The organism is Serratia sp. CY81684 (assembly GCF_052166595.1).
Classification (GTDB): domain Bacteria; phylum Pseudomonadota; class Gammaproteobacteria; order Enterobacterales; family Enterobacteriaceae; genus Serratia; species Serratia nematodiphila.
Genome location: NZ_JBJNOO010000001.1, coordinates 1,487,944 through 1,506,806 on the forward strand (window position 1 = coordinate 1,487,944; position 18,863 = coordinate 1,506,806).

Consider the following 18,863-nt stretch of genomic DNA (forward strand, 5'->3'; position numbering starts at 1 on the left):
GAGAGGCCAGCCCATAAGACCATCAAGTGCAGGCGGAGACGCAAACAATGGCGATATCTGAAGTGCAATCGCCCAGGGAAGGCGCGAAAACCACGCTGACGGAGCATCCGCTGATGCTGTCGGTGAACGGCGAACAGCTTCATGCGCAGGTGATGGCGGATACGCCGCTCTTGCTGGTACTGCGCAACGATCTGGCGCTCAACGGCCCAAAATACGGCTGCGGCCTGGGCGAATGCGGCGCGTGCACCGTGCTGATCGACGGCGTGGCGGCGCGCTCCTGCGTGATCCCGGCCCTCGGCGTGTCCGGCCGGGCGATCGTGACCCTGGAAGGTCTCGGCACTCGCCAGCGCCCGCATCCGGTGCAGCGCGCCTTTATCGAAGAGCAGGCGGCGCAATGCGGCTACTGTCTCAATGGCATGATCATGACCACCAAAGCCCTGTTGGATCGCAATCCCGCCCCGAGTGAGGCGGAGATCCGTCAGGCGCTGTCCGGCAATCTGTGCCGCTGCGGCACCCATCTTGAAATCTTGCGTGCGGTTCAGCGCGCCATCATTCTCTGCCGCGATGAGGACGCCCACGATCATGACTGATTCCCGTACCCCATCGCCGAGCCAGGCCGAATTGCTGCAGCGCGACGGCGTTCTGTTGATCGTCGACAGCGTGCAACCGCCGCCGGGGCTGGTGCCCAAGGGGCAAAAACCGGTGCTGAAGCCCAAGGAGCAAGGGTTGTTTATCGCCCTGTGCGGCAGCGGTGAAATCTATGCCTTTAACGGCCATGTCGATCTCGGCACCGGCGTGCGCACCGCGCTCGGGCAGATCGTCGCCGAAGAGCTGTACCTGCGCATGGATCAGGTGCAAATGGTGTTGGGCGATACCGAGCGCGCGCCGAATCAGGGCGCCACCATCGCCAGCGCCACGCTGCAGATCGCCGCCGTGCCGCTGCGCAACGCCGCCGCCGAAGCGCGCCGTTGGCTGCTGCGCCAGGCGGCGCAGCGCTTCGATGCGCCGGTGGAACAACTGACGCTGGAGGAGGGCGTGATCCGCAGCCCGCAGGGGCAGGCGCTCAGCTACGCCGAATTGGTGGCCGGCGGTCATGTCGAACTGTCGATTTCCGGCGACGCGCCGCTGAAACCGCAGGCGGAGTATCGCCTGGTGGGCACCAGCGCCGCGCGCGTCGATATTCCGGCCAAGGCGACCGGCGAAACCACTTACGTACACGATATGCGGTTGCCGAATATGCTGCACGGCCGGGTAGTGCGGCCGCCCTATGCCGGGTATGACAGCGGCGAATTTGTCGGCACCAGCCTGCTGGCGGTGGATGAAACCTCGATCGCGCATATTCCCGGCATCGTCAAACTGGTGGTGATCGGCGATTTCATCGGCATTGTCGCCGAGCGCGAAGAGCAGGCGGTCAAGGCGGCGCAGGCGCTGCAGGTCAGTTGGAAAGACTGGCGGCGCAATTTGCCGCAGATGACCGACGTGGCGCAGGCGCTGCGCGACAACCCGCATTCGACCCGAGTGGTGCACGATACCGGCGACGTGGACGCGGCGCTGGCGGCGGCCGACAGGCGTTTCACCCGCAGCTATCTGTGGCCGTATCAGCTTCATGCCTCGATTGGCCCTTCCTGCGCGCTGGCGGACTACCGGCCGGAGCGTCTGCAGGTCTGGTCAGGCAGCCAGAACCCGCACCTGCTGCGCGCCGATCTGGCCTGGCTGCTGGAGTACCCGGAAGCGCAGATCGAGATCGTTCGCATGGAAGCGGCCGGCTGCTATGGCCGCAATTGCGCCGATGACGTCTGCGCCGACGCGGCGCTGCTGTCGCGGGCGGTGGGCAGGCCGGTGCGGGTGCAGCTGACCCGCGAGCAAGAGCATGTGTGGGAACCGAAGGGCACGGCGCAACTGATGGAGGTGGACGGCGGGCTGGACGCCGCCGGGCACCCGGTCGCCTACGATTTTCGCACCTATTATCCTTCCAACGGCGCGCCGACGCTGGCGCTGCTGCTGACCGGCCGTGTCGAGCCGCTGCCGGTGGCCTATGAAATGGGCGATCGCACCTCGGTGCCGCCTTATGAGTATCCGTCGCTGCGCGTCAGCATCGAGGACATGGCGCCGATCGTGCGCGCCTCCTGGATGCGCGGCGTTTCCGCCTTGCCCAACACCTTCGCCCACGAGTCTTATATCGATGAGCTGGCCCACGCCGCCGGCGTCGATCCGCTGGAGTATCGGCTGCGCTACATCAATGATGAACGCGCCAGTGAACTGATGCGCAGCACCGCAGAACGCGCCGGCTGGACGCCGCATACCGAACCGATGCAGACCCCGGCGGAAGACGGCGTGCTGCGCGGGCGCGGCTTTGCCTATGCCCGTTACATCCACAGCAAGTTTCCCGGCTTTGGCGCGGCCTGGGCCGCCTGGGTGGCCGACGTGGCGATCGACAAAGCCAGCGGCGAAGTGGCGGTGACGCGCATCGTGGTCGGCCACGACGCGGGCATGATGGTTAACCCGGACGGCGTGCGCCACCAAATTCACGGCAATGTATTGCAATCGACCAGCCGGGTATTGAAAGAGCGCGTGACCTTTGAGGAATCGACGGTCTCCGCCAAAGAATGGGGAGCCTACCCGATCCTGACCTTCCCGGAGGTGCCGGAGGTGGACGTGGTGATGATGCCGCGCCCTTACGATCCGCCGCTGGGCGCCGGGGAGTCGGCGTCGGTGCCCAGCGCGGCGGCCATCGCCAACGCGGTGTTCGACGCCACCGGCATTCGTTTTCGCGAGCTGCCGATCACCTCGGACAAGCTGCGTGAGGCGCTGAATGGGCCGGATGCCGAACGGCAGGCCGCGCCGCCCAAGAAAAAGAAGCGCGGCAAATGGTGGTTCGGCGGCGCGGCGGGGCTGTTCGGCGCCGTGCTGGGCATCGCCGGCAGCGCCTTGCCGTGGCGGGCGGAGATCGCGCCGGTGGCGACGCCCGGCGCCGGCACCTGGTCGGCCGCCACGCTGGAGCGCGGCCGTCAGCTGGCCGCCGCCGGAGACTGCGCGGTTTGCCATACCGCATCGGAAGGGGCGACCAACGCCGGCGGGCTGGCGATGGCGACGCCGTTCGGCACGCTCTACAGCACCAATATTACCCCGGACGTGGCAACCGGCATCGGCAACTGGTCGTTTACTGCGTTCGATCGGGCGATGCGCCAGGGTATCTCCCGCGACGGCCGCCACCTCTATCCGGCATTTCCTTACACCGCCTTCAGCAAAATGACCGACGGCGACATGCAGGCGCTGTACGCTTATCTGATGTCGCAACCGGCGGTGCGCCAGAGCAACCCGGCCAATCAGATGCGTTTCCCGTTTAACCTGCGGCCGCTGATGGCCGGCTGGAACGCGCTGTTCCTGCGCCAGGGGGAATATCAACCCGATCCGCAACAAAGCGCGCAATGGAACCGCGGCGCTTATCTGGTCAACGGGCTTGGCCATTGCGCCGCCTGCCATTCGCCGCGCAACCTGCTGGGGGCGGAAAAGGGCGGCGCGGCTTTCCTGGCGGGGGGGATGGTGGACGGGTGGGAAGCGCCGGCGCTGAATCAATTGGCCAACGCGGACAAACCCTGGACCGAGGAACAGCTGTTTCAGTATTTCCGCAGCGGGCATTCCGTCGAGCACGGCGTGGCGGCCGGGCCGATGGGGCCGGTGGTGAGCGAGCTGGCGACGTTGCCGCAGAGCGATCTGCGGGCGATGGCCAATTATGTGATGTCGCTGAGCGCCAAATCGACGCTGAACGTGGAACCGCAGGCGCAGTTGGCGGCTCGCGCATTGCCGGCGGTGGGGCAACTTGCCGGTGAGCGGTTGTTTCAGGGCGCTTGCCAGGCCTGCCACAGCGCCGCCGCCGGCGGGCCGCAGCTGTTCGGCGTCAGCCCGGATCTGGCCAACAACACCAACATCTTCAGCGATCGCCCCGATAACCTGATCAAGGTGATCCTGCAAGGGATCCCCAAACCGGCCACCGCCGAATTGGGCTTTATGCCGGGCTTTAAGGACAGTTTTTCCGATCGGCAGGTGACGGCGCTGGTGAATTATTTACGCCAACGCTATGCCGGCGACAAACCGGCCTGGCGCGACGTGGAGGCGCAGGTTGCGCGGCTGCGCGCAGAGCCGGGCACGCACTGAGCCGCCTCAGGCATGGCGCAGGAACGCCACCAGCCGCTGCGCCGGCAGCGGCAACTGCGCCGGGTCACGCACCGCGATCGACAGGCGCCGGGTCGCCCAATCGTCCGTCAGCGGCAGTGCGCTGTGCCGAATTTCCGGCTGGCGTTGTGCGCTCTCTTCCGGCACCACCGCCAGCCCGGCGCCGCGCAGCACCATGCGGCAGATGGCGTCGAAATGAGCGGCACGCGCCCGCAATCGCATCGGGCCGCCGCTGCGTATCGCCAATTGCTCAAGATGTTGTTGCAGCGCGCTCTCTTCCGGCAGGCCGATGAAATCAAAAGGCAGGGCGTCCGCAAAGCTGACCTGCCGGCGGCCACTGAGCGCATGCCCCGGCGGCAGTGCCAGCACCAGACGATCCTGGCGAAAAGGGTAACTTGTCAGCCCGCGCAGATCGGCGTGGTCCGCGACGATGCCGATATCCGCCGCTCGTTCGGCGATCGCCTGCGCGATGGCCGGGCTGGGCAGCTCTTCCAGCGCGATATCGGTGTGCGGGTGCAGCATCAGAAAATCCGCCAACAGCTCCGGCAAAAAGGCGTCGGCGGCGACGGTATTGGCGACGATGCGCAGCTGGCTACGCTGGCCCGGCGCGAACTCGGCCATATCACCGCGCAGCCGGTCGCGCTGCTGCAATAGCACTCGCGCGTGATGCAACAGGCGCTCACCGGCGGGCGTCGCCTGGACGCCGCGCGGATTGCGCGTCAGCAGCCCTACGCCGGCCTGTTGCTCCAGCCCGCGCATGCGGGCGCTGGCGGCGGCCAGCGACAGCCCGACGCGCTCGGCGCCGGCGGTGATGCTGCCGGTCTCGAGCACCGCCGCCAACAGCCGCAGATCGATAAAGTCAAAATGCATGCGTTTTCCCTCTGTCTTTGCCGCAGGCAGGCTCTGTCATTGCCGCATTGTGCCGCGGCGCGGCGCTGGCCACAATCGAGCCGTTGATTCGCCATAAGGATAGACGCATGTCGCTGACGTTACTCGAAATTGTCGCCCTGACGGGCATTTTTACGCTGGCCGGCACGATCAAAGGGGCGATCGGTCTGGGGTTGCCGACGGTGTCGATGGGGTTGCTCAGCCTGATGATGCCGCCGGGGCAGGCCGCCGCGCTGCTGCTGTTGCCCTCGCTGATCACCAACCTGTGGCAACTGCTGTGCGGGCCGACGCTGTGGGCGCTGTGGCGGCGGCTCTGGCCGATGATGCTGTGCGTCACGCTGGGCACATTGTTGAGCGCGGGGGCGCTCACTGCCGGCGACGGCCGCCTGGCGCCGCTGGCGCTGGGCATGTGTCTGATCGGCTATGCGCTGCTGGGATTCACCCGTTTTGATTGGCGCATTTCCGCCGTGGCAGAGCCTTGGCTGGGGCCGCTGTGCGGCCTGGTGACCGGTACGCTGACCGGCGCCACCGGGGTGTTCGTCATTCCGGCGGTGCCTTACCTGAATGCGTTGGGCCTGGCGCGCGATGAGCTGGTGCAGGCGCTGGGGCTGTCGTTCACCGTCTCGACGCTGGCGCTGGCCGCCGGATTAGCCTGGCAGCAGGCGCTGCCCGGCACGCTGCTCGGCGTTTCCTTGCTGTCGCTGTTGCCGGCGTTGGCCGGCATGTGGCTGGGCGGGATCGTGCGCCGTCATTGTCGCCCGCAGCTGTTTCGCCGCCTTTTCTTTATTGGGTTATTAATCTTGGGCGTTGAGATTATTTGGCGATTCAATTAATTGAATCGATAGCATCTGCGTGTAATTAGGTTCGGTATATTATTCTGGGTTTTATTTTAATATGATGGGTTGCAATGTTTAGAACACACTTTTCTTATTGGTTTTTTCATGAAATACAGGATGGTTATGGATTGTTATTAGTGTGTTTTACTTTTGCCATTACAGCTATTTTTAATGACTGTAAAACCAGTAAACCCATAGGAGAGTATTTATGAAGGAAATTTTAAGTAGCCAATTCGATGCGGTGTCGGGTGGATGGCAGGATCGCGATGGGAGTGGAAAAAGATCGTCTGATAACGGAGGGGCTGGCTCTTCAGGCCGTGGTGGAAATAACGGCGGCGATCGTGGGCCTCAGTCATTTTTGTCAAAAAATAGCCCGTATGGCAGCGGTTCCGGCGCTAGTGGGTTTTGGGGGAATGGTAATTCAATGGCTGCAGGAAATGGTTACGGCGGCAATGGTACTGGGCCGAGAGAGGCCAGAGAGTTCGGAACCAAACGCTAATTAACAGTTGCAATCCCAGCACAGAAGTAACATTCTGTGCTTTTATGGGGTATATGATGAATAAATATGTTGTTTTTATAAAGAGCGATGCGTCAAGGGTGTTGAGAAAGGAAGTGGTTACACGAGAAATAATTAAGGAGATGAGGCGGAAGGGGTTCAGAAAGCATCATGTTGAAGTAGAGGCTGAGAACGAAACCGATGCCATTAACAAACTAAATAAGAACAGCAATGACTATTTGGACTCATTGAGAAATTTTTCCGGTGATTTATGGTTCTGTTCTATTTGTGTTATCGCTATGGCGCTAGTCTATTTTTTGAGTTAAACCATAATCCAGCATTGAATCATTCAAGTTTCCCATACTATATTTTCGTGGTGATTTAAATGAGCCATCAGGCATTGGGTATCGATTTATCAAAGACAGAAAAGTCATCCGTTCCAAGTATTCTGCATTTTATATGGATTGGTGACTTAAATGAAGTAAATACTCATTATATCGACATATGGAAAAAAACAAATAAAGATAAGCAGATATTCTTTTGGTATGACAGAGACGCTTCACTGTGTCATTTACTAAACAATGCCATACGCGATTTCGTCAACGCAAAAAAAACTAAAAATAAAGTTAAGGCTGAATTGAAAATAAAAAATCACGCCTTTAATTATATATACCCAAAAATAAAGGCAGGTTTTTCTTTTGATGAGCTGGTTATCGAATTCTTAATAAAAAATGAAATTCCTTATCAGAAACCACCAGAAGCGATTGAAGACTCATGGTTTGGCAACAGAGGTTTTATAAAAAAGTGCATAGCGGAGCTTTTTTGCAATGGTTTCGATGATTTTATGAAGTATTATTATTATGAGATTATACTAAGGAATAACATTGCCAGTGCAAGTGATATTGCCAGACTTTTAATTATCTATCTGCATGGTGGCACTTATATAGATGTTGATACGCTTCCATACATTGATAACATATATCATAAACTAAATAAACATATAGAAAAAGAGGGCGTTGTCGAGAACGACTCGCTTCTGTTATTTAAGACCCTATGTCTTCTAAAAAAGATAAATTCAGAAGAGGCACTGCCTGAAGCCGTGTTCAGCTGCGATGAAAATGAGTTAGGCGTAGATGCTGTTGAATTTAAAAAAATAAAAAGGCTTATCGAACTGGATCTCTCTGAGTTTTCCCTGGATATGATATTGCCATTGGGTGAAACATACGTTCATAAAAATTTATTGGCGCTAGGATCACTCAGAAGATTTAAAGGTGTTTATTTTAATAATTTCATGTCCTCTCACAAAAAATCCAAGGCGGTAAGAATCATCCTTAGAACAATGAAAAAAAGATACCGTTTTTTAGAAAAAAACAATTGCATATTTAACTGTTATATTGATGATGGATCAAGGTGTTATCTGACCAGAATCTTACCATGGAGGACCGAGTTAATAACAAGGGACTATTGTGTGACCCCGGTCTTAACTGGGCCGGGTTTAATTGTTGAGGTTTTATTGGGGTTGGCTTATGAGGTCTTCAATATTGGATATCTGATTGAGCCATCCAGCATTGCGGAATATATGCAAAACCCTGACTTTGGAATTGCATTGTTTCAGCACAACATAGATACACCTGATGGCGCCTATTCCACGTGGCGCAAATAAGAAGAGTGGCTTGAAATGCAGAGCTGACCTTCTGCTTGTTTTATTGTCAATACAATAGCCTGTGAATTTGAATGTTAGCTATCAATAAGGGACGCTGATCATGTTTCGCCAGGAAGCGATCGATAATCAGAAAATGAAATGGCGTGGCCGGGCGCTCCTCCTTCCCGGCATTCCCTTTTGGCTCACGGCAGGGCTCTGCCTGTTTTTCCTCATTGCTTTTCTCACCTTTACCATCGCCGGCACCTATACCCGGCGGGTCAACGTGACCGGTGAGATCAGCACTTATCCGCGGGCCGCCAATGTCTATTCCGCCGTCCAGGGGATAGTGGTCAAACAATTCGTCACCGAAGGGCAGGTCATTGCCGTTGGTGCCCCCATTTACCAGATCGACGTCAGCAAGAGTACCCGTAGCGGTGTGCTCAGCGACAACCAACGCCGGGATATCGATGGCCAGCTGGCGCGCATTGCGCAAATCATTAACCGACTGGAAAGCAGCAAGCAGGCCACGCTTATCATGCTGGAACAACAGAAGGCGCAATACACCGCGGCATTCACCCGCTCCACCGATATCCTCAAACGCGCCCAGGAAGGGATACGCATCATGAAGGAAAACATGGAGAACTACCGGCACTATCAGACCCAGGGGCTGATCAATAAGGATCAGCTCACCAATCAGGTGGCACTGTATTACCAGCAGCAGAACAACCTGCTGGGCCTGTCCGGCCAGAACGAACAGAATGCGTTGCAGATCACCGCGCTGGAGAGTCAGATCCATATCCAGGCTGCCGAATTCGACAACCAGATCTACCAGATGGAGCTGCAGCGCTATGAGCTGCAAAAGGAGCGGCAAAACATCGATGCCACTGGCGATATTATCGTTCGCGCGCTGGCCGGCGGCCGCATCGATTCGCTGAGCGTCACGGTTGGCCAGATGGTCAACATTGGCGACAGTCTGCTGCAGATTATTCCGCAAAACATCGATCGCTATGCCCTGGTACTGTGGGTGCCCAACGACGCCATCCCCTACATTGCCGCCGGCGATAAGGTCAATGTGCGCTATGACGCCTTTCCGGCGGAGAAGTTCGGCCAGTTCGCCGGCACAGTGTCCGTCATCTCCAAAGCCCCGGCCTCACCGCAGGAAATGCTGACCTACCAGGGGGCGCCCAAAGCGGCGCTGACCGCCGCCGTGCCTTACTACAAAGTGATCGTTATCCCGGAAAAACAATCCATTGCTTACGATGGTAAACGTCTGAGCCTGGAAAACGGCATGAAAGCGCAAAGCACTCTGTTTCTGGAAAAAAGGAAGATGTATCAATGGATGCTGTCGCCGTTCTACGACATGAAACACAGTGCGACGGGGCCGGTCAATGAGTAGGAGCACATTCAAACAGCGGGTCAGCCAACTGGATCTGCGGCTGCGCCATCGGGTTCCGATGGTGCACCAGACCGAGTCGTCGGAATGCGGGCTGGCCTGTCTGGCGATGATCTGCGGTTACTACGGCAAAAACATCGACCTGATCGCGCTGCGCCGGCAGTTCAATCTGTCATCCCGCGGTGCCACACTGGTTGGACTGACCGGTATCGCCCAGCAACTGGGGTTGAGCACCCGTCCCCTGTCTCTGGAGCTGGACGAACTCAACGCGCTGAAACTGCCCTGCATTCTGCACTGGGAATTCAACCATTTCGTGGTGCTGGTCAGCGTCAAAGGCCACCGCGCGGTGCTGCACGATCCGGCGCGTGGGCGCCGGGCCGTTAGCCTGACGGAACTGTCGCACAGTTTCACCGGCGTAGCGCTTGAGGCCTGGCCCGGCAGCGAATTCACCGCCGACAGCGTCCGCCATCGTATTCATCTTCGCACGCTGATCGGCAGCGTGCATGGCCTCAAGGGGGCGCTCGGCAAAATCTTTTGCCTGTCTCTGGTGTTCGAAACCATCAACCTGGTGATGCCCATCGGCACGCAGCTGGTGATGGATCACGCCATTCCTGCCGGAGATCGCGGGTTACTGTCGCTCATCTGCGCCGGATTGATGCTGTTTATCTTGTTGCGGGCTGCCATCGGCATGGTGCGGGCATGGTCAGGGTTGGTCATGGCGACGCTTATCAACGTGCAGTGGCAGTCCGGGTTGTTCACCCATCTGCTGCGCCTGCCACTCGGTTACTTTGAACGGCGTAAGCTGGGTGACATTCAATCACGCTTCGGTTCACTGGATACGCTGCGCAGCACTTTCACCACCAGTATCGTCGGCGCCATCATGGACGGCATCATGGTGATCGGTGTTTTGGTGATGATGGTGCTGTATGGCGGCTGGCTGACCTGGGTAGTGCTCAGTTTCACTGCGCTTTATGTGTTGATGCGGCTGCTGACCTATGGATATTACCGTCAGCTGTCCGAGGAGGCGCTGGTGAGAGAGGCGCGGGCCGGCTCGTATTTTATGGAAACGCTGTACGGTATCGCTACCGTCAAAATGCAGGGTATGGCAGAACGCCGCATCGCCCACTGGCTCAATCTTGAAATCGACACCATCAACACGGGTATCCGCGTCACCCGAATGGACATGCTGTTTGGCGGGATCAACACCTTCATAGCGGCGTGCGACCAGATCGTCATTCTGTGGCTGGGAACCAGCCTGGTGATCGATAACCAGATGACCCTCGGCATGTTCGTGGCGTTCGGCGCCTTTCGGGGCCAGTTCTCCGACCGCATCGGGTCGCTGACGGAATTTTTGCTGCAGCTGCGCATGATGAGCCTGCACAACGAACGCATTGCCGATATCGCCCTGCATCCGCGGGAGGCGTGTAAACCCGATCACCCTTACACGGCGGGGCTGCAACCTTTGGGATTGACGACCCATGCCCTGAGCTATCGTTACGACAGCCAGTCACCGGCTATCTTTGATGGCCTGGACATCAGCGTTGTGCCGGGCGAAAGCGTGGCCATCGTGGGCCCGTCCGGCGCCGGCAAAACCACGTTGATGAAGGTGTTGTGCGGACTGTTTACCCCGGATTCAGGGCGGGTTGAGGTGAACGGTGTCGATATCCGCCAGCTCGGCATCAACAACTACCACAAAATGATTGCCTGCGTGATGCAGGACGACAAACTGTTCTCCGGCTCGATCCGGGAAAATATTTGCGGGTTTGCGGACGAGGTGGACGATGCCTGGATGCAAGCCTGTGCCCGTGCCAGCTATCTGCATGACGTGATTTTACGCATGCCTATGGGATATGAAACACTGATTGGCGAGTTGGGGGAAGGATTGTCCGGCGGGCAAAAACAACGGCTATTCATAGCCCGGGCAATCTACAAAAAACCGGCTATTTTGTTTCTGGATGAGGCCACCAGCGCGCTGGATAAGGAGAGCGAAGCTGTGGTGAATCAGGCCATCAAGAGACTCAATATCACTAAGCTGATCATTGCCCACCGTGAAACGACCATTGCGTCGGCAGATCGGGTTATACATTTGGGATAAGAGGTGATATCACCCGCGGCACCGGCCATTTACACTGTTTCCCCCTAAAAACCCAATAAATGGCGATGGGGCAAGGCTATTTTTGCTGTCCGCTTCGGCTTTCAATTTACGGCGCGGCGCATTGCGCGATATTCTGGTTTTCTGATGGGCTGACGGCGGATGAGGGAACCATGACAGACAGCCAGGCGTTTGAACAACAAAGCCTCGACAATCTGCTGAGCTATTGGCGGCGCCATCGCCGTCTGCCGGGCGCGCGCTATCCGGCCGGTCCGACCGACACCCTGTGCGACGTGCCGGGCGTCAGCGTCGGGCATCACACGCTGGCCGACGGCGAATGCCAGACCGGCGTTACCGCCATCGTGCCACCGGGCGATCTGTTTAACCAGCCGTTGCCGTGCGGCAGCGCGGTGCTCAACGGCTTCGCCAAGCCGCTGGGGCTGGTGCAGCTGAACGAGCTGGGGGTGCTGCAAACGCCGATCCTGCTGAGCAATACCTTCGCGGTCGGCACGCTGTTCAACGCCATGGTGCGGCGCAGCTGTCTGCGTTACCCGCAGATCGGCCGCGGCAGCGCCACCATTAACCCCCTGGTGCTGGAGTGCAACGACGGCTACCTCAACGATATTCAGGCGATGGCGGTGCGTGAGGAGCACGTCTTCAGCGCGTTGGATAACCATTCCACCCGCTTTGCGCGCGGCAGCGTCGGCGCCGGGCGCGGCATGAGCAGCTTCGGCTTGAAGGGCGGTATCGGCACTGCCTCGCGCTATTGCCCAGGGCTTGGCACCACGCTTGGCGTGCTGGTGCTGGCCAACTTCGGCACCCTCGACTCGTTGACGCTGAGCGGCGTGCGCGTTGGCCAGGCGCTGGGCAAACTGTTGGCGGATCCGCCGCCGCAGGTGGACGCCGGTTCGGTCATTATCATCATCGCCTGCGATCGGGCGCTGGACAGCCGCCAGCTGAACCGCATCGCCCGTCGAGCGGGCGCCGGTTTGGGGCGGGTAGGCAGCCATTGGGGGCACGGCTCCGGCGATATCGCGCTGGCGTTTTCCACCCGGTTACTGGGGGCGACGTTGCCGGACGAGCGGCTGGAGCCGCTGTTTGCGGCCGCCGCGGATGCCACCGAATACGCGGTATTGGATGCCTTGCTGAGCGCGGAAGGCGTCAGCGGTTTCCAGCAGCACGACCGTATGGCGTTGGGCCCGCTGCTCGATCGGCTGGCGGAAAATTAAATAACGGGAGTGTGATGTGAAAGTCTTTATCTCTGCGGATATTGAGGGTATTGCCGGCGTGATGCGGCCGGAGCAGTGCAACCCGGCCCATGCTGACTATGCGGCGGCGCGCGAGCTGATGGAGCAGGAGGTCAACGCCGCCATCGACGGCGCTTTTGCCGGCGGCGCCACCGAGGTGACGGTGGCCGACAGCCACGCGATGATGCAGAACCTGCGCGCCGATCGCATCGATGCGCGGGCGCGCCTGGTGCAGGGCAAACCGCGCGGGCTATCGATGGTGGAAGGGCTGCAGCATCAACGTTACGACGGCCTGATGTTTATCGGTTATCACAGCGCCGCCGGCGAACGCGGCGTGCTGGCGCATACCATCAATGGCCGGGCCTTTTACCGCGTCAGCCTGAACGGCGAGGTGGTAGGCGAAAGCGATCTGTATGCGGCGGCGGCGGCCGAGTTGAACGTCCCGCTGTGGCTGGTGAGCGGTGACGACGAGCTGCAACGCTGGATCGCTGAACGTTATCCGCAATCTGGCTATGTTTGCGTGAAACGCGCCATCTCGCAAACCGCCGCCGAATCGCTCAGCCCTCAGCGGGCGCGGGCGGAGATCCGCGAGCGGGCGATGCAGCAGGTGCGCCAGGGCGCCAGACTGCCGGTGGAGCGCCGCTTCATGCCACCTTACCGGCTGACGCTGATGGCGGCCAAACCGGTGCTGGCGGATCTGTTCAGCCTGGTGCCCGGCGTGCAGCGCCAGGACGCGCTCACCGTGGCCTTCGACAGCGACAACATGGCGGCGCAAATCCGCCTGCTCAGCGTCTTCTCCTCTCTGGCGACGACGCAGAGCTGACTCCCGGTGCGGGTTCCCGCCCGCACCGCACGATTCTCCAACAGAAAATCCCTTATCAAGATTAGGCCTGCTGAATAATAGGCTACGCTAATTATTGCTCTGTTGCGCTATGTCACCTGACCGGCGCGGCAAGCCATTCCCATAACAAGAGTTGTTTCGCCGAAGGCAGTGACGCCTTCGGTTTTTTTGGAGTCATGAGCAATGAGCATATCCCAAGTTCCGCTTTCGCGGCGGCGGTTTATCGTCGGCGCCGGGGCGTTGGTGATCGGCGCCTATCTGCCGTCCACCGGCGCGCTGGCGCGCTCGAACGCCCCGGCCGCCTCCGGCACGGCGGCGTTAGACGCCAACGCCTTCGTTCAGATCGGCGCCGACGGCGTCGTCACCGTCATCAGTAAACACACCGAAGTGGGCCAGGGGGTCTATACCGGCATGGCGACGCTGGTCGCCGAAGAGCTTGATGCCGACTGGGCGCAGGTGCGGGTCGTGGCCGCGCCGGTGGATACCGCCGTCTACAAAAACCTGGCCTTCGGATTCCAGGGGACCGGCGGTTCCAGCTCGGTGGCCAATGCCTATGAGCAAATGCGGCGCATGGGCGCCATGGCGCGCGCGCTGCTGGTGCAGGCCGCCGCGCAGAGCTGGAAAACCTCGGCGCAGGAAATCACCGTGCAGGCGGGCAAGATCCGCCATGCCGCCAGCGGGCGAGAAGCGGGCTTCGGCGAATTCGCCGCGCTGGCCGCCACGCTGCCGCCGCCCGATCCCGCCAGCCTGACGCTGAAGGATCCGGCCAATTTCACCCTGATCGGCAAAACGCGCGGTTTGCACCGCGTCGATTCGCTGGCGAAAACCAACGGCAGCGCGCAGTTCTCGCAGGATATCCACGAGCCGGACATGCTGACCGTCACCATCAAGAAACCGCCGCGTTTCGGCGGCAAAGTGGCGACCTTCGACGCCGAGCGGGCGCTGGCGGTGCCGGGCGTGGTGGCGGTGAAACAGGTTGCCACCGGCGTGGCGGTTTACGCCAAAAACACCTGGGCGGCGATCCAGGGGCGGGAACGGCTGAGGGTCACCTGGGACGATGCGCAGGCCGAACGGCGCAACACCGAGGAAATCTACGCCGAGTTCCGCCAGGTGGCGCAGAAAACCGGCGTGGTGGCGAAGAGCCACGGCAAGCCGGACGAGGTGTTCGATAAGGCCGACAAGGTGATCGAGGCTGAATACACCTTCCCGTACGTCGCCCACGCGCCGATGGAGCCGCTGGATGGCTATCTGTTCTGGGACGGCGAGAGCGTTAAGGCGCGCTACGGCTGCCAAATCCAGACGCTTGACCATAAGCAGCTGTGCGATCTGTTCGAGCTGCCGCCGGAGAAGGTGCAGATTGAAACCATTCTGGCGGGCGGCAGCTTCGGCCGGCGCATCGATTTAGGCAACCCGACGCTGGGGCCGGATCTGGCGGCCGACATGGCGGCGGCGGCCAAGGGCATCGGCCCCGGCCACGGCGTGAAGGTGGTATGGACGCGCGAGGACGACATCCGCAACGGCTGGTATCGCCCGATGATCCTGCACCGCCTGCGCGGCGCCATTCGCGGCGGCAAGGTGGTGGGCTGGACCGATACCGTGGTCGGCCACTCCTGGACGCGCCACAGCGCGATGGATGCGCTGGTGGTCAACGGGCTCGATCAAATGATGGTCGAGGGCGCCAGCGAGGTGTCATACACCTTCGAAGCCTTCCGCTGCGATGCGCACATCGTGCCCGGCAAGGTGCCGACCACCTCGCTGCGGTCGGTCGCCAGCACCCACACCGGCCACGCGGTGGAGAGCTTTATCGATCAGCTGTTGCAGGAAACCGGGCAGGATCCGGTCGAAGGGCGGCTGGCGCTGATGGGCGATGCGCCGCGCGCGGCGGGCGTGCTGCGGGCGGTGGCCAAAGCCGCCGGCTGGCAGGGCGCCAAGGTGGTGGACGGGCGCGCGCGCGGCGTGGGCGTCGCCAAGGCGTTCGATACCTATGTGGCGCAGGTGGCCGAGGTGTCGATCGGCGAAGGCGGTATCCCGAAAGTGCATAAAGTGTGGTGTGCGGTGGATTGCGGCGTGGCGGTGAACCCCGACGTGATCCGCGCGCAGATCGAGGGCGGCATCGGTTACGGCCTCAGCATGGCGCTATACGGCAATATCACGCTGAAAGACGGCGTGGTCGAACAGTCTAATTTCAATAACTTCCGCCCGCTGCGCATCGATGAGATGCCGGAGATCGAGGTGATCATCGTGCCCTCGACCGAGAAACCGACCGGCGTGGGCGAGCTGGGGGTGCCGACCATCGCCCCGGCGGTCGGCAATGCGCTGGCGCTGCTTGGGCGGCCGCGCACCTCGCTGAGCCTGCCGCTGCATAATCCCACTGCGAATCCGGCGTCTGACAAGGAGAGAACCTGATGATTCATTTAACCGTAAACGATCAGCCGCTGACCTTTGAGGGCGATCCGCACATGCCGCTGCTGTGGTTTCTGCGTGACGAAGCCGGCCTGACCGGCACCAAGTTCGGCTGCGGCATCGCCATGTGCGGCGCCTGTACCGTGCATCTGGACGGCGTGCCGGTGCGTTCGTGCATGACGCCGGTCTCCGCCGCCGTCGGCAAGAAAATCACCACCATCGAAGCCGTGGGCGCCACGCCGGAAGGCAAGGCGGTGCAGGAAGCCTGGCTTGATCTGGACGTGGTGCAGTGCGGTTACTGCCAGTCCGGCCAGATCATGAGCGCCAGCGCGCTGCTGGCGCAAAGCAAGGATCCGAGCGATGCGGACATTGACGCGGCGATGGGCGGCAACGTCTGCCGCTGCGCCACCTATGTGCGCATTCGCGCCGCCATCCACCAGGCCGCCAAGGCGTTGGGTTAGGGAGAGATGCGATGAGCAATGCCTTGAAAGGGCTGTTATGGCTGATTATCGCCGTGGTGGTGTTGGCGGGAGGATACGCGCTGTACACGCTGCTGCGGCCCACCGGCGCTGAGCCGGCGGCGCCGATCGCCGGGGCGCCGGCCGGCATGACCGACAAACTGGCGCGCGGCGAGTACCTGGCGCGCGCCGCCGACTGTGTGGCGTGCCATACCGCGCCGGGCGGCGCGCCTTATGCGGGTGGCTTCGCCTTCAAATTGCCGTTCGGCACCATTTACGGCACCAATATTACCGCCGACAAGGAGACCGGCATCGGCAACTGGAGCGACGATCAGTTTGTGCGCGCGGTGCGTGAGGGCATCGGCCCGCAGGGCAACCTGTATCCGGCGATGCCTTATACCTCGTACACCGGGCTGAGCCGCGACGACGTGCTGGCGATCAAGGATTATCTGTTCAGCCTGCCGCCGGTGAAACAGGCCAACCCGCAAAACGATCTGTCGTTCCCGTTCAACCAGCGTTGGGGCATGAAATTCTGGAACCTGGCGTTCTTTAACGAGCAGCGTTTTACGCCGGATCTCAACAAGGACGAACAGTGGAATCGTGGCGCCTATCTGGCGACGGCGCTGGGCCACTGCGGCGAGTGCCACACGCCGCGCAATCTGGGGTTTGGTCTTAACCAGAGCAAGCACCTGAGCGGTGAAGTGGTGCAGGGCTGGTTCGCTGCCAACATCACGCCGGACAAACAGACCGGCATCGGCGGTTGGAGCGACCAGCAGCTGTCGCAATATCTGGCTACCGGCCATGCGCCGGGGCGCAGCAGCGCCGCCGGCCCGATGGCGGAGGCGGTGGAAAACAGCCTGCAGTTCCTGACGCCGGAAGATAATCTGGCGCTGGTGAAATACCTGCGCGACATCGAGCCTATCGCCGGCGACGGCGCGGCGGCGGTGAACCTGCAGCCGAAGGGCGCGGGGGCTTCCACGCCGATCCTGCCGGGCGGGCAAGACAGTTCGCTTGGGCGCCGGGTGTTCGCCAACGACTGCAGCGGTTGCCACCAGTGGAACGGGCCGGGCCGCCAGAGCGAGTACGCATCGCTGGTCGGCAGCACGGCGGTGAACGATCCGCAGGGGCGCAGCGTGGTGCAGGCCATCCTGAAGGGGACGAGCATCAGCGTCGGCGAGCGGCATGAGATGATGCCGGCGTTCGGCAGCGCCTATTCCGACGAGGAAGTGGCGGCGGTCGCCAACTTCGTGGTCGGCCATTTCGGCGACAAGCAGGGCAAAGTCACCGCCAAACAGGTGGCGGAGCAGCGTAAGCAGTAGCGAAAAGGCGCGCGGGCCGGATTAGCCTGCGCGCTTCTCGACCAGAAAGTCCAGCAGCGCCCTGACCTTGGAAGACATGTGCTCACGGGAGGGAATGTACAGATAGAAGCCGGGGAAGGGCTGCGACCAGGCCTGCAGTATCCGCACTAACTCACCGCGTTCCACCATCGCTTTCACGGCGAAATCAAAGTGCTGAATAATGCCGACGTGCTGTAATGCGGCGCGGATCATGCCGTCGTCGTCGTTGGTGATCACGCTGCCTTTCGGTTCGACGGAAAAGGTATGGCGCGCGTGCCGCTCGACGGTGGAAAACTCCCATTGATAAATGGCGCCGCTGGTTGCGTGGCGAAAAGCGATGCAGTTGTGGTTGACCAGATCCGCCGGCGTGGCGGGCGTGCCGTAACGGCTGAGGTACTGCGGCGTGGCCACCGCCGCCAGCGCCACCTGTGGCGTGATGGGGATCGCCACCATATGCTCGGCGAGGCTTTCACCCAGCCGAATGCCGGCGTCGTAACCTTCGGAAATGATGCTGGCCATGCCGTCGTCCATCACCAGTTCAAGCTTCAGCCTGGGGTAGCGCATCAGGAATTCGCCGATATGCGGTTCGATAAAGTGCTTGGCGGCCGTGCGCGAAGTGTTTATCCGCAGCAGCCCCGCCGGTTCATGGCGGCTCTCTTCCAACGTGCCGACGGCGTGCTCGATCGTGCTGAGGGCGGGCGTCAGGGCTTCCAGCAGGCGTTGCCCTTCCTCGGTGAGCGACATATCGCGGGTGGTGCGGTAGAGCAGCTTGACGTTCAGCTGTTTTTCCAACGCCTTCAGGTTTTGCGACAGCGCGGCGCGGGAAACGCCCATTTGGGCCGCCGCTTTGGTAAAGCTGCGGTGCTGCGCGATATGCGCGAACCACGCCAGTGAAGGAAGCAGGGAAGGATCCATCGAGATGCCCGCATTGTAAATTACAGCTTAACACTGTAGTCCATTCTCTGGGCTTATCAAAGAACAATACGGCGTATAAAGTGAGCGTTATCCCAGCGGAAGCGATGCCGAGCGCGTTTCCCGAGCCAGCAACCCTGTGAGG

The 18,863-nt window shown here is 60.6% G+C and carries 15 protein-coding genes; 13 read left to right on the forward strand and 2 right to left on the reverse strand.

Features of this window, described 5'->3' with window-relative positions; translation table 11 throughout:
* Positions 1-47 precede the first annotated feature (47 nt).
* The gene (locus ACJ8QF_RS07380; protein WP_004938615.1) at positions 48-590 is read left to right on the forward strand and encodes a (2Fe-2S)-binding protein; all 543 of its coding nucleotides are present in this window, start codon (positions 48-50) and stop codon (positions 588-590) included.
* The gene (locus ACJ8QF_RS07385) at positions 583-4,155 is read left to right on the forward strand and encodes a molybdopterin cofactor-binding domain-containing protein (RefSeq protein ID WP_442537406.1); all 3,573 of its coding nucleotides are present in this window, start codon (positions 583-585) and stop codon (positions 4,153-4,155) included. The genes ACJ8QF_RS07380 and ACJ8QF_RS07385 overlap by 8 nt, the downstream gene beginning before the upstream one ends.
* 6 nt (positions 4,156-4,161) lie before the next feature.
* Here ACJ8QF_RS07385 and ACJ8QF_RS07390 read toward each other — a convergent pair whose 3' ends face one another.
* A complete protein-coding gene (locus ACJ8QF_RS07390; RefSeq protein WP_197752644.1) occupies positions 4,162-5,043 on the reverse strand; it encodes a LysR family transcriptional regulator in 882 nt (293 codons plus the stop codon).
* Positions 5,044-5,150: 107 nt separating this feature from the next.
* On the opposite strand from ACJ8QF_RS07390, the gene ACJ8QF_RS07395 reads away from it, so the two are divergent.
* The 11 genes from ACJ8QF_RS07395 (at position 5,151) to ACJ8QF_RS07445 (ending at position 17,788) form a co-directional block, all read left to right on the forward strand.
* Positions 5,151-5,894, forward strand: coding sequence for a sulfite exporter TauE/SafE family protein (locus ACJ8QF_RS07395; RefSeq protein WP_049188150.1), 744 nt, complete (start codon positions 5,151-5,153; stop codon positions 5,892-5,894).
* Between the two features lie 211 nt (positions 5,895-6,105).
* Entirely contained in the window at positions 6,106-6,396 is a 291-nt protein-coding gene (locus tag ACJ8QF_RS07400) for a hypothetical protein (protein WP_160312411.1), read from the forward strand.
* Positions 6,397-6,452: 56 nt separating this feature from the next.
* Positions 6,453-6,719 (forward strand): hypothetical protein, encoded by a 267-nt coding sequence (locus ACJ8QF_RS07405; RefSeq protein ID WP_033645898.1) that lies wholly within the window; start codon positions 6,453-6,455, stop codon positions 6,717-6,719.
* 59 nt (positions 6,720-6,778) lie between these two features.
* Positions 6,779-8,056 carry a TcdA/TcdB catalytic glycosyltransferase domain-containing protein gene (locus tag ACJ8QF_RS07410; RefSeq protein WP_442537407.1) on the forward strand — a complete coding sequence of 426 codons (1,278 nt, stop codon included), beginning with the start codon at positions 6,779-6,781 and terminating at the stop codon, positions 8,054-8,056.
* A 100-nt stretch (positions 8,057-8,156) separates the two neighbouring features.
* A complete protein-coding gene (locus tag ACJ8QF_RS07415) occupies positions 8,157-9,431 on the forward strand; it encodes an HlyD family secretion protein (protein ID WP_442537408.1) in 1,275 nt (424 codons plus the stop codon).
* Positions 9,424-11,523: a peptidase domain-containing ABC transporter gene (locus ACJ8QF_RS07420; protein WP_265261550.1), complete on the forward strand. Its 2,100-nt coding sequence runs from the start codon at positions 9,424-9,426 to the stop codon at positions 11,521-11,523. The genes ACJ8QF_RS07415 and ACJ8QF_RS07420 overlap by 8 nt, the downstream gene beginning before the upstream one ends.
* A 170-nt stretch (positions 11,524-11,693) precedes the next feature.
* Positions 11,694-12,749, forward strand: coding sequence for a P1 family peptidase (locus ACJ8QF_RS07425; RefSeq protein WP_004940769.1), 1,056 nt, complete (start codon positions 11,694-11,696; stop codon positions 12,747-12,749).
* 16 nt (positions 12,750-12,765) lie between these two features.
* Positions 12,766-13,590, forward strand: a complete 825-nt coding sequence (locus ACJ8QF_RS07430) for a M55 family metallopeptidase (RefSeq protein WP_004940768.1) — start codon at positions 12,766-12,768, stop codon at positions 13,588-13,590.
* Positions 13,591-13,791: 201 nt separating this feature from the next.
* A complete protein-coding gene (locus ACJ8QF_RS07435; RefSeq protein WP_154870446.1) occupies positions 13,792-16,014 on the forward strand; it encodes a xanthine dehydrogenase family protein molybdopterin-binding subunit in 2,223 nt (740 codons plus the stop codon).
* Positions 16,014-16,472: a (2Fe-2S)-binding protein gene (locus ACJ8QF_RS07440; RefSeq protein WP_004940763.1), complete on the forward strand. Its 459-nt coding sequence runs from the start codon at positions 16,014-16,016 to the stop codon at positions 16,470-16,472. The genes ACJ8QF_RS07435 and ACJ8QF_RS07440 overlap by 1 nt, the downstream gene beginning before the upstream one ends.
* An 11-nt stretch (positions 16,473-16,483) precedes the next feature.
* Positions 16,484-17,788 carry a c-type cytochrome gene (locus ACJ8QF_RS07445; protein ID WP_280631629.1) on the forward strand — a complete coding sequence of 435 codons (1,305 nt, stop codon included), beginning with the start codon at positions 16,484-16,486 and terminating at the stop codon, positions 17,786-17,788.
* Positions 17,789-17,809: 21 nt separating this feature from the next.
* Here ACJ8QF_RS07445 and ACJ8QF_RS07450 read toward each other — a convergent pair whose 3' ends face one another.
* Positions 17,810-18,721: a LysR family transcriptional regulator gene (locus tag ACJ8QF_RS07450; RefSeq protein ID WP_004940760.1), complete on the reverse strand. Its 912-nt coding sequence runs from the start codon at positions 18,719-18,721 to the stop codon at positions 17,810-17,812.
* Positions 18,722-18,863: the final 142 nt, after the last annotated feature.

What these genes read in the sequence shown, in the direction of transcription:
- ACJ8QF_RS07385 (WP_442537406.1), top strand. Translation starts at nt 583, where the DNA reads ATGACTGATTCCCGTACCCCATCGCCGAGCCAGGCCGAATTGCTGCAG.
- ACJ8QF_RS07390 (WP_197752644.1), bottom strand. Translation starts at nt 5,043, where the DNA reads ATGCATTTTGACTTTATCGATCTGCGGCTGTTGGCGGCGGTGCTCGAG.
- ACJ8QF_RS07380 (WP_004938615.1), top strand. Translation starts at nt 48, where the DNA reads ATGGCGATATCTGAAGTGCAATCGCCCAGGGAAGGCGCGAAAACCACG.
- ACJ8QF_RS07425 (WP_004940769.1), top strand. Translation starts at nt 11,694, where the DNA reads ATGACAGACAGCCAGGCGTTTGAACAACAAAGCCTCGACAATCTGCTG.
- ACJ8QF_RS07440 (WP_004940763.1), top strand. Translation starts at nt 16,014, where the DNA reads ATGATTCATTTAACCGTAAACGATCAGCCGCTGACCTTTGAGGGCGAT.
- ACJ8QF_RS07450 (WP_004940760.1), bottom strand. Translation starts at nt 18,721, where the DNA reads ATGGATCCTTCCCTGCTTCCTTCACTGGCGTGGTTCGCGCATATCGCG.
- ACJ8QF_RS07395 (WP_049188150.1), top strand. Translation starts at nt 5,151, where the DNA reads ATGTCGCTGACGTTACTCGAAATTGTCGCCCTGACGGGCATTTTTACG.
- ACJ8QF_RS07415 (WP_442537408.1), top strand. Translation starts at nt 8,157, where the DNA reads ATGTTTCGCCAGGAAGCGATCGATAATCAGAAAATGAAATGGCGTGGC.
- ACJ8QF_RS07405 (WP_033645898.1), top strand. Translation starts at nt 6,453, where the DNA reads ATGAATAAATATGTTGTTTTTATAAAGAGCGATGCGTCAAGGGTGTTG.
- ACJ8QF_RS07435 (WP_154870446.1), top strand. Translation starts at nt 13,792, where the DNA reads ATGAGCATATCCCAAGTTCCGCTTTCGCGGCGGCGGTTTATCGTCGGC.
- ACJ8QF_RS07400 (WP_160312411.1), top strand. Translation starts at nt 6,106, where the DNA reads ATGAAGGAAATTTTAAGTAGCCAATTCGATGCGGTGTCGGGTGGATGG.
- ACJ8QF_RS07420 (WP_265261550.1), top strand. Translation starts at nt 9,424, where the DNA reads ATGAGTAGGAGCACATTCAAACAGCGGGTCAGCCAACTGGATCTGCGG.
- ACJ8QF_RS07445 (WP_280631629.1), top strand. Translation starts at nt 16,484, where the DNA reads ATGAGCAATGCCTTGAAAGGGCTGTTATGGCTGATTATCGCCGTGGTG.
- ACJ8QF_RS07410 (WP_442537407.1), top strand. Translation starts at nt 6,779, where the DNA reads ATGAGCCATCAGGCATTGGGTATCGATTTATCAAAGACAGAAAAGTCA.